This is a genomic window from Actinomadura sp. B10D3 (genome assembly GCF_039871695.1).
Taxonomy (GTDB): domain Bacteria; phylum Actinomycetota; class Actinomycetes; order Streptosporangiales; family Streptosporangiaceae; genus Spirillospora; species Spirillospora madurae.
Genome location: NZ_JBDPLY010000012.1, coordinates 196,642 through 209,735 on the forward strand (window position 1 = coordinate 196,642; position 13,094 = coordinate 209,735).

The window sequence follows — 13,094 nt, forward strand, 5'->3', positions numbered from 1 at the left end:
GTGGACGACACCGCCGCCGATCGCTTCGACACCGGACGGTTCGAGGCCAGCCGGAGCCGGCTGGCCTCGCTGGCCTACCGGCTGCTGGGCTCGGCCGCCGACGCCGAGGACGCCGTCCAGGATGCGTTCCTGCACTGGCAGGCGGCCGACCGGCGGCGAATCGAAGTACCGGAAGCATGGCTGACCAAGGTCGTCACCAACCTGTGCCTCGACCGGCTCCGTTCGGCACGGGCACGCCGCGAACGCACCTTCGGTGCCTGGCTGCCCGAACCTCTGCTGGAGGGCGACCCGATGCTCGGCCCGGCCGACACCGTCGAGCAGCGCGAAGCGGTCTCCCTGGCGGTGCTGACCCTCATGGAGCGCCTGTCGCCCTCGGAGCGGGCCGTCTACCTGCTGCGCGAAGCGTTCTCCTACAGCCATGCCGAGATCGCCGAGATCCTCGACATCACGGAATCCACGAGCCAGCAGCACCTGCACCGGGCCCGGCGCCGCATCATCACCGCGCGCCGCCGCGACGGCGAAGCCGATGCCGCATCCGCCCGCAGGGTCGTCGAGGAGTTCCTCGCCGCCGCCTCCTCGGGCCGCACCGAACGGCTGATGGCGCTGCTCACCGATGACGCGACCGCGATCTCCGACGGCGCCGGCCTGACGAGGACGCTGCTGCGCTACGACACTCCGCAGGGCATCGCCACCATCGCACGGGCCGGCTTCCAACCCGCACCCGCGAAACAGCGGCTCGGCGGCGCACCCGCCGTCCACCACGCGCTGGTCAACCGCACGCCCGCCCTCCTCTTCGTGCTCGGCGACCGGGTCGTCGGCGTAGTGGCGTTCGACCTCGCCAACGGCAGGATCGCGACCGTGCTCGGCATCGCCGCCCCCACCCGCCTGGCCCGGCTCACCGACACCTGGCGGCAGCACGAAGCGGACACGCCGCTCATCACCCGATGGTGACCCCCGCGCTCACACTGGTGAGCGGCGTGCCGCAGGTCTGAAGAGACTCAATCGCCAACGGACTCACCCCCGCGAGCTCGCTGACTGCGGGCCTGCCATCATCGGACCCATGAGCGACTGGGAGCTGTTCCTCCAGGAGGTTTCTTGGTTCCTCGAACCTGGCGAGAGTGTCGTGGTGGGCGAGGCGCAGCCGTGGTCGCGCAGATCGGCCGAGGACCTGCCTGAGCTGTCTGCACTGCTCGGCTCGACGACTCTCACCCCGATCTTCGTCGGAGACACCGCGTACGAGTTGCTGGCGTGGGGGCCATCGGACGATCGACGGGGATGGCTCTGCCGCCCGCCTGAGGAGGTTGCGAACGGCGGATCTTTTCCGCAGGCGCACAAGAGCTTCTGGAAGCTCTGCGGTGGAATCGTCGAGAGGTTCGGTGAACCCGACACCTGGTGGTGCAACCAGGACCAGGTGCTCACTGCCCAGGCGACACGTCTACGAATCTCAGAGGTCGTGGCCGACTATGTGTGGCTGTGGGAAGGCGAGGGCCTGAAGCTTCCCATCAACCCGGACGAGTACTACGCCGTGGCCGAAGAGGCGAACGGGAATCTCACACTGGCACATCGCGACAACGGCCGGCTCCTTCTCTTCGCACCTGACCACGCGTTCGAGGATGTCACCCCCTTGGACGGTTGCCCGCCCTATTCGCTGCTCACGATCGATGATGTGCCCGACCTCGCGACCTGGATCGAGGCATGTGCGGAGGCCTGGCGACTTCAGTAGGCCCCCGCACAGCACGCTGACTCCTTCAATTGGGCAGTTGGTGTACGTGGCACCGGCCCTCAGGTAGTTCCTTGGCGGCACTTCGGACGACGTGCTGGTGGTGGGTGAAGACAATGACCTGGAACCGGTCCGCCAAGCCGTTCAGCACTCGCAGCGCCGCCTCGGTGCGTGGTTCGTCGAACGTCAGGAAGATGTCGTCGACGGCGATCGGGAGGTATGCCACCCACGAAAACGAGCCGGTCAAGACTAGTCGTCGTTCCCCACGCTATTAGCAACTGCAAAAGACCGGTCGTTCTCCGATGATTCGGAGAACGACCGGCGGGTGTTCTGGCCTGACTCGTCTGGCCGAACAGTGGCGTCACAGGAACCTGTGTCGTCCACCTGGTCTGGCTCGACCAGCCTGGCAGCTTGGTTGGGAGTTCCAATCTCGACTACCCCTTAAGGTAGTCGAGATTGGAACCGTCACCTGACGTTCCGCGTCTCCCCGCACGAGCAGGTCTCGTGGCTCGACCCGTCGGGGTTCCTGCTCTGCGGCGTCCAGCGGTGCATGTGCTGGCCATCGCCCATTGGTTGCTCCATTTTTCGCCTGACGTTGTGACGGTCGTTCCGTCGACGATGACTGTTCGCGCTCGCCGGACCTTGGCAGGATGGTTCTGACAACATCTGCCCGTGACCGGTGTCGTCTCCGGTGGTGCCGCCTGATGTCCGCCACCGCCCGCACCCAGGTCTTCTCGGCCGTCCACACCATCGGCGGTCTCCTCCCCGCCGACCCCACCGGCCTGACGATCCGCCGTGGCTGGAGCCGCTGTTCGCCGAGCTGAGCTTCGGCCGCCTCACCGCCCTCGACACGTCCGGCGTTTAGGGCATGGACCTCGGCACGGGTTCGGCACGGGTAGCGAGTACGACCTGTAGGTAGCGGAGGGGCGGACGGGAGGGAACGTCCTTCCGCTCGTCTTCATGTGGGGTCGAGGACGGCGAAGACGACCTTGCCGACGTTGCCGGCGAGGGGGCGGACGCCCCAGCAGCGGGTGAACTGGTCGACGATGAAGAGGCCGCGGCCCGCCTCGCTGATGGTGTCGCTCTCCTGCATGTGCGGGAGGTCGCAGGTGGCGTCCTGGACCTCCATCCACAGCGCGCCGTCCTCGGTCCGCCCGAGCCGGAAACGCACGTCTTCGTCGGACGCGGACGCGTAGCGCAGGGCGTTGGTGACGAGCTCGCTGGCCACCAGGCACGGGACGAAGTCGTCCATGCCCCACCGCCCGATCACCAGCCGCACGAACCGCCGCACCTCCGCGACCACCGCGAGGTCCTGCTTCACCACCATCTCGTCCTCGCACCCCGCCGCCTGACCCATGATCGATCTCCTCACCATGTGTGACTTAGCCAACACAGTGAGGCACATTCCGCCTACGATGTGGTTGCCGTCGAAAAGGTGGCAGAGAAGGGAAGTTCGGTCCCCCGACGGGCAAATGCCCAGCGAGAGGCAGGTGACATGTCCCCACGTCGCCAGCGTCGTCCTAGCGAATCCCCGGCCCTCATCGCCTTCGGTCGCCAGATGCGCCGTATACGGGAAGCTCAGGCCGTGAAGCAGGAGACCATCGCCCACATCACGCAGGTCAGCGGCCCGCAGGTGAGCAAGATCGAGAATGGAAAGAAGCGCGCCACCCGATCGTTCGTGGAGATCGTGGACGACCACTTGGCAGCCGATGGGGCCCTCATCAACCTCTGGGAGGACCTCAACAAGGACGGCCACCCAGTCCCGATCTGGTTCGACTGGCCGAAGATCGAAGCAGATGCCACGATGTTGATCACCTATCAGCACTCGGTGATTCCCGGCCTGGTGCAGACCCCGGCCTACGCACTGGCAATATTGCACGGCAGTCAGGAAGCCGCGGATGCGCGAATCGCGCGCCAGGAGATCCTCAAGGACCCAAAGGAAGACGGCTCCACCCCGCCGATCTATGTGATCTTACTCGACGAGCAAGCGCTCTGCAGGCAGGTCGGCGCCCCAGAAACGATGAAGGAGCAGTTAGAGCACCTTGTGACCGTGGGCATGTTGCCCAACATCACCGTTCAAGTAGTCTTGGGAAGTGGCGAACATGACGGCAACATGGGCGCGTTCGTGGTCGCAACGATGGAGGATCGAAGCGAGGTCGCGTACATCGAGACAGCCGTCCGTCCCCTCACGACGGACGATCCCGCAGACTTGTCCGTTGTTGCACGGACCCTGGTAACCCTTCGTTCACGGGCACTGACCGAAGACATGTCACGTGAATACATAAGGAAGGTGGTCCAAGAAAATGGGCCGGAAGAAAGCCACATGGCGTAAGAGCAGCTACAGCGGCTCCAATGGCGGGGACTGCGTCGAGCTGGCGGACGCGACCGGGACGGCGGCGGACGCGGTGGCCGTGCGGGATAGCAAGGACCCGGACGGGCCCGTCCTCCTGCTGACCCGCGAAGCCCTGCGCGCGGCCGTCCAGTCCGCCACCGACACGCACTGACCGTCTCGGACCAGTCAGCCGCCTCCCCGAGCGAGCGGCGAGCCGTTCTGTCCTCCCCCAAGCCCGGACGACCCGCCGCCTCACCCCCACAGCAAGAGCGACCGCCCCCGAAACCGGTCTCACGCTTTAGAAACCGCACCCGTCGTCCCGGGTCCGGAACCGCCACTACGCCTCGCGCGGGGGAGGGTGTGCGGGCGAGGTCGGTGGATTCTGCCCGCTTTGGCCTGGCGCGCTTCTTGTTCGGGTGGATCTCACGGGTGGTGGCTGTCCACGGTAGGGCTGCTACTTCGGCGTGGTCGGATGGTGGTCGGGTCGGGCGGAACTTGGAGTCTTCTCTTGATGGGCGGTTGGAGCGGTGAGGCGGGTTTTGGCTGCGGTGGTTATTGCGGCTGCTACTGCAACTAGGGCGCCTAGGCGTAGGCCGTTTGTGTAGCTTGAGGCCAGTGCTTGCGGCAGGGTTGAAGTGACGGCGGTGGCGCTGACCAGCGTGGCGACGCCGACGGCGATTCCGATTTGTTGGGAGGCGTTCAGCAGGCCGGATGCGCGGCCCGCTTCCGCGGGGGCGAGGCCGGTGGTGCCGGCGATCGTGGCGCCGACGAACGTGGTGCCGAGCCCGAGCCCGAACAGCAGGAGGGCCGGAAGCACGTCCCGGACGTAGGAGCCGTTGACCGGCAGGTTTCCGAGGAGCGCCTGGGCTGCGGCGACCAGGAGCAGGCCGGTCACGACGAGGGCTCGGGCTGGGACACGGGCGGCGAGCCGTGCCGCGAGCGCGGTTCCGAGGAGTGCGAGCAGCGCGCTCGGCGCGATCGCGAGGCCGGTCGCCGTCGGGTCGAGGCCGATGATCCGCTGCAGGTACAGGCCGAGGAAGAAGCCCTGGCTGCCGACGACCGCCATGAGTGACGCGATCGCGATGGCGGCGACCGGCAGGGGTCCGCGGGTGAGCGTCGGCAGCGGGACGAGCGGGTCAGGTGAGCGTGCCTCGACGACGCAGAACGTCAGTAGGAGCACGGCGGCGCACGTGAGCAGGGCCATCGTGCCAGGCTCCGTCCAGCCGTCGGTCTGGCTTCGGGTCAGGGCGAACAGCAGCGTCGATGTTCCTAGGGTTGCGGTGGCCGCGCCGGGGACGTCCAGGCGGCCGGCAGTCCTGGACGGCGTGGGTGGCAGCAGGCGGAGGGCGAGCGCGGCCGCGGCGATTCCCGGTGGGACGTTGATCGCGAATATGAGGTGCCAGCCGGCGAGATCGGTGAGCAGCCCGCCGAGGATCAGGCCCGCCGCCGCGCCAGAGGCGCCGAGTGCGGACCAGACCCCCAAGACCCGGTTACGGCCCGGGCCCTCCGGATAGAGGTCCAGGAGCAGGGCGAACGCCGCGGCGGAAGCGAACGCCGCCCCGGCTCCTTGGACGGACCGGCCTGCGTGCAGCATCGGCATCGTGCCCGCCACCGCGCACAGGAGCGAGGCGGCGGTGAACGTCGTGGCGCCAGCGACGAAGACCCGACGTCCTCCGGTGAGGTCGGTGAGCCGGCCGGCGAACAGGAGCAGGCCACCGAATGCCGCCGCGTACAGGGAGAGCACGTACTGCAAGGTGCGCTCGTCGGTGGCCAGGTCGACGCGGATGGCGTCCAAGGCCACCGTCGTGATCGTGCTGTCGAGCACGACCATGAACTGGACGACGCACAGCACCCCGATCGCGGCCCGGCGCCTGGTGGGGGCGGTCACGCTGTTACGCCGCCGTCGAGTGGGATGACCACGCCGTTCAGGTAGTCGGCGCTGGGGCCGGCGAGGAAGGTCACGACGGCGGCGACGTCCGCCGCGGTGGCCAGCCGGTTGGCCGGGATCGTCGGCAGCACGTCGCGCTCGATGTCGAGGGCTGCCTGCGCCGGGGCGGACATCGGGCCGTCGACGACGATGCCGGGGTTGACCGCGTTGACCCGTACGCCGTCCGGACCGTGCTCCAGCGCCCAGGTGCGGGTCAGGCTGTCCAGTGCGGCTTTCGAGGAGTTGTAGATTGACGCGCCCCAGTAGGTCTTGATCGTGCCGATCGTGCTGACGTTGACGATTCGTCCGGCTCCAGAGGCGATGAGGCCTGGGAGCGCGGCCTGGGTCAGGAAGAACGCGGCCTTGTAGTTGAGTGCGACGTTGCGGTCGAACTCCTCCTCGGTGCCCTGGATCGCCGGGCCGCTGGTGTACACGGCGGCGTTGTTGACCAGGATGTCGAGCCGCCCGAAGCGTTCGATGGTGGCGTCGACGATGCGGCCGTGCGTGCTGCTGTCGGTCAGGTCCGCGGGAACGAACAGTGCGCGAGGCAGGTCCTTGGCGACGGCCTCGCCGGCTTCGGCGCGGCGGCCGACGACGGTGACCGCTGCCCCGGCTGCGGCGAGGGCGCGGGCGATGACGGCACCGATGCCTCCGGTCGCGCCGGTGACGATCGCGACCTTGCCGTCCAGGTGGGGTGTGGAATCCATGTGTTCGACCGTAGGAACGCGAGTTCATAAGATCAAAGACGAGTTCGGGATGACTTGATAACGTGAATGCATGAAGTTCGACCTGCGGCACCTGGAGTCGTTCGTCGCGGTGGCAGAGGAGTTGCACTTCGGGCGTGCCGCGGCCCGCCTGCACCTGGCCCAGCCGGCGCTCTCCCAGCAGATCTTGCGTCTTGAGGCGGCCCTCGGGGTCGATCTGCTGGTGCGCGAGCGACGGCGCACGGCGCTGAGCGACGCCGGTCGGCTCTTCCTGGTAGAGGCGCGACGCACGCTGGAACAGGCGAAAGCGGCGGAATCGGTGGCTGAGCGCGCGCGGCGCGGGGAGCTGGGCCGGCTCCGCGTCGGGTATCACCCGACCGCCTCGTCCCAGCCGTTCCTCGCTGCGCTGTCCGCCTTCGAGCGGGCCGTCCCGGACGTGGAGCTGAGCCTGCGGGAGCTGCCCATGGGCGTCTTGGGCGAGCCGCTCCACGACGACACGGTCGACGTCGCGTGTCTCAGCACCCTCGGCGAGGTCGATTGCGGACGGGGAGAGCTGCGGATGCGGACCCTGGCGAGCGAGCGTTTCCTCCTCGCCGCGCCGACGGGGCACGCGTTGTCGACGCAGGACGACGTCGCGCTGCGCGACATCCAAGGCGAGACGCTCGTCATGCTGGGCCGCGACGTCTGCGCCTTCTGGCACGACGACCTGCTGGCGATGTGCGGAAGGGGCGGCTACATCCCCACGTCGGTCCGGTATGTCGGCGAGCTCGGCACGCAACTCACGCTGGTGGCGGCCGGACTCGGCGTGGCCCTGGTGCAGGAGACCAGCATGATGGTGCGCACCGACGGCATCGACTACGTCCCCGTCCGGGACGCCGACCAGCCGGTGATCTCCGCGGCGATATGGCGGGCCAACGATACGTCGCAGGCGCTGGCGCGATTCCTGGATTTGCTGCCTGAAGTCGCGTCGGGACTGCCCCAGCCCGAACAATGACCAGGCTTGCTCAACAAACCTGGTGCATCGGGGGCAAGCACATCTGTAGATGCTCTGGCGAACGGGCTACGGTCCTTTGGTGAGCTGGTTGTCTGATACCCAGAAGTCCTACGACGCTCTTGCGGCCGACTACGCCGACGAGACCCGCGACCTGCTCGACAGGCTCCTGCACGTCCGGGCAGGGGTGGTACTGTTCGCCGATCTCGTCCGCGCGATCGGCGGCGGGCCCGTCGCCGACGTGGGCTGCGGGCCGGGGCACACCACCGCCCTGCTGCGCGAGTTGGGCGCGGACGCGTTCGGCATAGACCTGTCACCCGCGATGATCGAGATCGCCCGCCGCGAGCACCCCGACGCGCGGTTCGACGTCGGGTCGATGACCGACCTGGACGTCGCCGACGACTCTCTGGCGGGTGTGATCGCGTGGTGGTCGCTGATCTATATCCCTGACGAGGCGGTGCCGGGCGTCCTCGACCAGTTCCTCCGGGTCCTGCGGCCGGACGGGGTACTCGCCGTGGGATTCCACGTCGGTAACGAGGCGAAACTGGAGACGACCGGAGACGGTGACCAGCCCATACAGACATACGTCTACCACCGCCCACCGTCCCGCGTGGCCGACTGGATCCGCGAGGCGGGCTTCAGCCTGGAGGCGCAGCACCTGCTGAATCCGGACAAGCCGAAGCCGGGCGCAATCGTGTTCGCCCGCCGGCCTTCGGCACCCCCTCGATAACCAGGCGGGGGCCGCGGCGAGGGAGAGGCTGCTGCCGTCCGGGTCCAGGACGACCACTCGGAAGGGAGCCGAGGACGGCTTCAGCGCCAGCCGAGTTCCGGGGCCACGTGGGTCAGGATGTCCTCCAGGACGTGCGCGTTGTAGTCCACGCCGAGCTGGTTGGGGACGGTGAGCAGCAGCGTGTCCGCGGCCTGGATGGCCTCGTCTTCGGCGAGCTGCTTGACCAGGACGTCCGGTTCGGCCGCGTACGAGCGTCCGAAGATCGCCCTGGTCTTCTCGTCGATCATCCCGATCTGGTCGCCCGAGTCGGCGCTCCGGCCGAAGTAGGCGCGGTCCAGGTCGGTGGTCAGCGCGAAGATGCTGCGGCTGACCGACACGCGCGGCTCGCGCTCGTGTCCCGCGTCCTTCCACGCCTGCCGGTAGGCCTCGATCTGCTTGCGCTGCTGGACGTGCAGCGGCTCGCCGGTCTCGTCGTTCTTGAGCGTGGAGCTCTGCAGGTTCATGCCGAGCTCGGCCGCCCACACGCTGGTGGCGTTGGAGCCGGAACCCCACCAGATGCGGTCGCGCAGCCCCTCGGAGTGCGGCTCGACGCGCAGCAGCCCGGGCGGATTGGGGAACATCGGCCGCGGGTTCGGCTGGGCGAAGCCCTTGCCCTGCAGCACCGTGAGCAGCACCTCGGTGTGCTTGCGCGCCATGTCGGCGTCGGTCTCGCCTTCGGACGGCTCGAACCCGAAGTACCGCCACCCGTCGATGACCTGTTCCGGCGATCCCCGGCTGATGCCCAGGTGCAGCCGCCCGCCGGAGATCAGGTCGGCGGCGCCGGCGGTCTCGGCGAAGTACATCGGGTTCTCGTAGCGCATGTCGATGACGCCGGTGCCGATCTCGATGCGCGAGGTTCTCGCACCGATCGCGGAGAGCAGCGGGAACGGCGAGGCCAGCTGCCGGGCGAAATGGTGCACCCGGAAGTAGGCGCCGTCGGCGCCCAGTTCCTCCGCGGCCACGGCGAGATCGATGGACTGGAGCAGCGCGTCCGCCGCCGACCTGGTCTTCGAACCCGGGCTGTCGCTCCAGTGACCGAACGAGAGAAAGCCGATCCTCTTCACACCGTCCCCAACCATCTCGGCGTCCATGAGATTCCAGCGTCGGCGCTAACCCTGGACCTTGGTGCCGAGCAGGGCTTTGATCTCGCTGTGGAAGGCGGGGCCCGGGTTCACCTGGTAGGGGCTGAGGTCGAACAGGGCGCTCTTGGGGCCGTGGCGGTGCAGGTGCAGGTGGACGGGCGTGCGTCCGGGGTGGGCGGTGAGGGTCTGTCTGAGGTCTCGGACGAGCCGGAGGGTCAGCCGGTCCTCGTGGACGTGGAGGACGACGGGCGGTTCGGTTCTCGTCCGGGAGAGGTCGAGGGTGGTGATGTCCTCGCCGTACACGCTGAGGGTCTCGTCGCGGATGTTGGTACGGCCCCGGACGGAGATCACGCGGTCCTCGGCCAGCGTCTGCCCGTAGAGCGTGTAGGTCTTGGGGAAGACGAGGCACTCGACGGCGGCGTCGTGGTCTTCCAATGTGATGATCGCCCAGGGGTTGCCCTGCTTGGTGACCTTGCGCTGCACGCCGGAGATGATCCCGGCCACCCGCACCGGTGCGTCGGCGCGAGGAGAGGCCAGCAGGTCGGCGATCGTGGTGTCGCGGTGGGCTTCGAGGACGGGTTCGGCGCCGTCCAAGGGGTGGGACGAGACGTACAGGCCGAGCATCTCGCGCTCGAAGGCCAGCAGGGTGCCGGTGTCCCATTCCTCGTCGGGGACCTCGACCGTGAGGGTCTCGGCGGCCTCGGTGGACGCGCCGAAGAGGGAGTCCTGGCCGTGGGCGGCGTTGCGCTTGAGGTCGATGACCGCGTCGACGGCCTGCTCGTGGACCATGACCAGGCCCTTGCGGCGGTGGCCGAGGGCATCGAAGGCGCCGGCCTTGGCCAGTGACTCGATGACGCGCTTGTTGCAGACGCTCTGCGGGACCTTGGCCAGGAAGTCGTTGAAGCCGGTGTAGGCACCGTCGCGCCGGCGCGTGCTGACGATCGCGTCGACGACACCCGCGCCGACGTTGCGGATCGCGCCCAGGCCGAAGCGGATGTCGTGCGCGACGGCGGTGAAGTCCAGCTCGCTCTGGTTCACGTCCGGGGGCAGCACCTTGATGCCCAGGCGGCGGCAGTCGGCCAGGTAGACCGCCATCTTGTCCTTGTCGTCGCCGACCGAGGTGAGCAGCGCGGCGAGGTATTCGGCGGGGTGGTTGGCCTTGAGGTAGGCGGTCCAGTACGAGACGAGGCCGTATCCGGCGGTGTGGGACTTGTTGAAGCCGTATCCGGAGAAGGGGACGAGCACGTCCCAGACGGCTCTGATCGCCTCGTCGGAGAAGCCGCGGTCCCGCATGCCGGCGGAGAACCTGCCCCATTCGGCGTCCAGGACGTCCTTCTTCTTCTTGCCCATGGCGCGGCGCAGCATGTCGGCGCCGCCGAGGGAGTATCCGGCGAGCTGCTGGGCGATCGCCATGACCTGCTCCTGGAAGACCACCAGGTGGTAGGTGTCGCCCAGGATGGGCTCCAGCGCGTCCTTGAGCTCGGGGTGGATCGGTTCGACCTTCTGCCTGCCGGTCTTGCGGAGCGCGTAGTTGGTGTGGGCGTTCATCTCCATCGGCCCCGGCCGGTACAGGGCGGACACCGCCGCGATGTCGGTGAACTCGGTGGGACGCATCAGCCGCAGCAGGGTCCGCATCCCGTTGCCGTCGAGCTGGAAGACACCGAGGGTGTCGCCGCGGGCGAGCAGCTCGTAGGTCGTGGCGTCGTCCAGCGGGACCTTGAGGATGTCGATGTCGATGCCGTTGTTGGCCTTGACGCCGGCGATCGCGTCGTTGATGACCGTGAGGTTGCGCAGCCCGAGGAAGTCCATCTTCAGCAGGCCCATCTCCTCGGCCTGGGCGAAGGGGAACCCGGTGATGACCGGGCCGTCCTGCTTGGGCTTGACCAGGGGCAGCACGTCGATCAGCGGCTCGGACGACAGGATCACGCCGGCGGCGTGGACGCCGGTGCCGCGGGTCAGGCCCTCGACGCCCATGGCGGTGTCGACGACCCGTTTGACGTCGGGGTCCTCGGCGTACATCGTCCGCAGCTCGGACGCCTCGCCGTGGCGGGGATGGCCGGGGTCGTGCACGGCCGCCAGCGGGATCTCCTTGCCGCCGGCCGCGGCCGGGAACGCCTTGGTGATCCGGTCGCCGAGCGCGTACGGGTAGCCGAGCACCCGGCCGGCGTCCTTCACCGCGGCCTTGGCCTTGATCGTGCCGAACGTGACGATCTGGCAGACCCGGTCGGCGCCGTACTTCGCGGTGACGTAGTCGATCATCTCGTCGCGGCGGCGGTCGTCCAGGTCGAGGTCGACGTCCGGCATCGTGACCCGCTCGGGGTTGAGGAACCGCTCGAAGATCAGCCCGTGGTCGATCGGGTCGAGCTCGGTGATCCCGGTGCAGTACGAGACGATCGACCCGGTCGCCGAGCCGCGTCCGGGACCGAGCCCGATCCCGCCGGCCCGGGCATGCCGGCAGATGTCGGCGACCACGAGGAAGTACCCCGGAAAGCCCATGCCGTCGATCACCGACAGCTCGTAGCCGATGCGGTCCAGGACGTCCTGCGGCGGGTCGTCGCCGTAGCGGCGCCGGGCTCCGGCCAGGGTCTCCTTGCGCAGCCACGACGATTCGGTCTCCCCGTCGGGGACGGGGAACTTGGGCATGAGGTCGCGCGGGGCGAAGACCTCCCCGTAGTCGCCGACGCGTTCGGCGATCACCAGCGTGTTGTCACACGCCCCGGGGACCTCCCGATCCCACAGGGCCCGCATCTCGCCGGCGCTCTTGACGAAGTAGCCCGACCCCGAGAACCGGAACCGGTTCTGGTCGGCGAGCTGCTTGCCGGTGCCGATGCACAGCAGGGCGTCGTGCGCGGCGGCCTGGTCCTCGGTCACGTAGTGCGAGTCGTTGGTGGCGAGGGGCGGCAGGTCCAGATGCCTGGCGAGCCTCAGCAGGTCGTCGCGGACGCGCCGTTCGATGGCCAGGCCGTGGTCCATCAGTTCGAGGTAGTAGTTGTCCTTGCCGAAGATGTCGCGGTAGCGCGCGGCGGCCTCGACGGCCTGCTCGTACTGGCCGAGCCGGAGCCTTGTCTGCACGGCGCCGGACGGGCAGCCGGTCGTGGCGACGATGCCTGCGGCGTGCTCGGCGAGCAGCTCGTCGTCCATCCGCGGATATTTCTGGACATGGCCCTCCAGCCAGGCCCGCGACTGGAGCCGGAACAGGTTCCGCAGCCCGTCGGCGCCGGTGGCCCACATCGTCATGTGCGTGTAGAGGCCGCGGCCCGACACGTCCCCGCCCTCCCCGGTCTCGTCGTTGGACCGGCGCAGCGCGGGATCCTCGCTCCAGTACACCGCCTGCTTGTGGAACCGCGACGCCGGCGCGACGTACGCCTCGATCCCGATGATCGGCTTGACCCCGGCCCCGGCCGCCGCGTGGAAGAACTCGTACGCCCCGTGCACGTTGCCGTGGTCGCTCATCGCCACCGCGGGCATCCGCCGCCGCGCGACCTCGTCCAGCAACGGGCCGATCTTGGCGGCGCCGTCGAGCATGCTGTACTCGGTGTGCACGTGGAGATGCACGAACGACTTCACGA

At 68.5% G+C, this 13,094-nt stretch carries 12 protein-coding genes; 6 read left to right on the plus strand and 6 right to left on the minus strand.

Going from position 1 to position 13,094, the window contains the following annotated elements; genetic code table 11:
* Entirely contained in the window at positions 1-951 is a 951-nt protein-coding gene (locus ABGB11_RS20010; RefSeq protein ID WP_347634897.1) for a sigma-70 family RNA polymerase sigma factor, read from the plus strand.
* A 109-nt stretch (positions 952-1,060) separates the two neighbouring features.
* Positions 1,061-1,723, plus strand: coding sequence for a hypothetical protein (locus ABGB11_RS20015; RefSeq protein WP_347634899.1), 663 nt, complete (start codon positions 1,061-1,063; stop codon positions 1,721-1,723).
* A 25-nt stretch (positions 1,724-1,748) separates the two neighbouring features.
* On the opposite strand, the gene ABGB11_RS20020 is transcribed toward ABGB11_RS20015, so the two are convergent.
* Both ABGB11_RS20020 and ABGB11_RS20025 read right to left on the minus strand, forming a co-directional pair.
* Positions 1,749-1,946 carry a hypothetical protein gene (locus ABGB11_RS20020; RefSeq protein WP_347634901.1) on the minus strand — a complete coding sequence of 66 codons (198 nt, stop codon included), beginning with the start codon at positions 1,944-1,946 and terminating at the stop codon, positions 1,749-1,751.
* 732 nt (positions 1,947-2,678) lie between these two features.
* On the minus strand, positions 2,679-3,077 hold the full coding sequence (locus ABGB11_RS20025) for an ATP-binding protein (protein WP_347634903.1): 399 nt from the start codon (positions 3,075-3,077) through the stop codon (positions 2,679-2,681).
* Between the two features lie 138 nt (positions 3,078-3,215).
* On the opposite strand from ABGB11_RS20025, the gene ABGB11_RS20030 reads away from it, so the two are divergent.
* A complete protein-coding gene (locus ABGB11_RS20030) occupies positions 3,216-4,052 on the plus strand; it encodes a helix-turn-helix transcriptional regulator (RefSeq protein WP_347634905.1) in 837 nt (278 codons plus the stop codon).
* Positions 4,024-4,224, plus strand: a complete 201-nt coding sequence (locus ABGB11_RS20035) for a DUF397 domain-containing protein (RefSeq protein WP_347634907.1) — start codon at positions 4,024-4,026, stop codon at positions 4,222-4,224. Before ABGB11_RS20030 ends, ABGB11_RS20035 begins: the two co-directional genes overlap by 29 nt.
* 282 nt (positions 4,225-4,506) lie before the next feature.
* Here the strand turns inward: ABGB11_RS20035 and ABGB11_RS20040 are convergent, their stop codons facing one another.
* Together ABGB11_RS20040 and ABGB11_RS20045 are read right to left on the minus strand one after the other, a co-directional pair.
* Complete coding sequence (locus ABGB11_RS20040; protein WP_347634909.1) at positions 4,507-5,940, minus strand: MFS transporter; 1,434 nt, start codon at positions 5,938-5,940, stop codon at positions 4,507-4,509.
* Positions 5,937-6,686 (minus strand): glucose 1-dehydrogenase, encoded by a 750-nt coding sequence (locus tag ABGB11_RS20045; protein WP_347634911.1) that lies wholly within the window; start codon positions 6,684-6,686, stop codon positions 5,937-5,939. The genes ABGB11_RS20040 and ABGB11_RS20045 overlap by 4 nt, the downstream gene beginning before the upstream one ends.
* Before the next feature lie 70 nt (positions 6,687-6,756).
* Here ABGB11_RS20045 and ABGB11_RS20050 point away from each other — a divergent pair, with 70 nt between their 5' ends.
* On the plus strand, positions 6,757-7,677 hold the full coding sequence (locus tag ABGB11_RS20050) for a LysR substrate-binding domain-containing protein (RefSeq protein WP_347634913.1): 921 nt from the start codon (positions 6,757-6,759) through the stop codon (positions 7,675-7,677).
* Positions 7,678-7,756: 79 nt separating this feature from the next.
* Positions 7,757-8,404, plus strand: coding sequence for a methyltransferase domain-containing protein (locus tag ABGB11_RS20055; protein WP_347634915.1), 648 nt, complete (start codon positions 7,757-7,759; stop codon positions 8,402-8,404).
* Between the two features lie 80 nt (positions 8,405-8,484).
* On the opposite strand, the gene ABGB11_RS20060 is transcribed toward ABGB11_RS20055, so the two are convergent.
* Together ABGB11_RS20060 and dnaE are read right to left on the minus strand one after the other, a co-directional pair.
* Positions 8,485-9,507: an LLM class flavin-dependent oxidoreductase gene (locus ABGB11_RS20060; RefSeq protein WP_347634964.1), complete on the minus strand. Its 1,023-nt coding sequence runs from the start codon at positions 9,505-9,507 to the stop codon at positions 8,485-8,487.
* Positions 9,508-9,552: 45 nt separating this feature from the next.
* A complete protein-coding gene (gene dnaE, locus ABGB11_RS20065) occupies positions 9,553-13,092 on the minus strand; it encodes a DNA polymerase III subunit alpha (protein WP_347634917.1) in 3,540 nt (1,179 codons plus the stop codon).
* Positions 13,093-13,094 lie beyond the last annotated feature (2 nt).

Bases quoted from the DNA above. Each gene is read 5' to 3' on its own strand.
- ABGB11_RS20015 (WP_347634899.1), top strand. From the start codon at position 1,061: ATGAGCGACTGGGAGCTGTTCCTCCAGGAGGTTTCTTGGTTCCTCGAA.
- ABGB11_RS20025 (WP_347634903.1), bottom strand. From the start codon at position 3,077: ATGGGTCAGGCGGCGGGGTGCGAGGACGAGATGGTGGTGAAGCAGGAC.
- ABGB11_RS20030 (WP_347634905.1), top strand. From the start codon at position 3,216: ATGTCCCCACGTCGCCAGCGTCGTCCTAGCGAATCCCCGGCCCTCATC.
- ABGB11_RS20035 (WP_347634907.1), top strand. From the start codon at position 4,024: ATGGGCCGGAAGAAAGCCACATGGCGTAAGAGCAGCTACAGCGGCTCC.
- ABGB11_RS20045 (WP_347634911.1), bottom strand. From the start codon at position 6,686: ATGGATTCCACACCCCACCTGGACGGCAAGGTCGCGATCGTCACCGGC.
- ABGB11_RS20050 (WP_347634913.1), top strand. From the start codon at position 6,757: ATGAAGTTCGACCTGCGGCACCTGGAGTCGTTCGTCGCGGTGGCAGAG.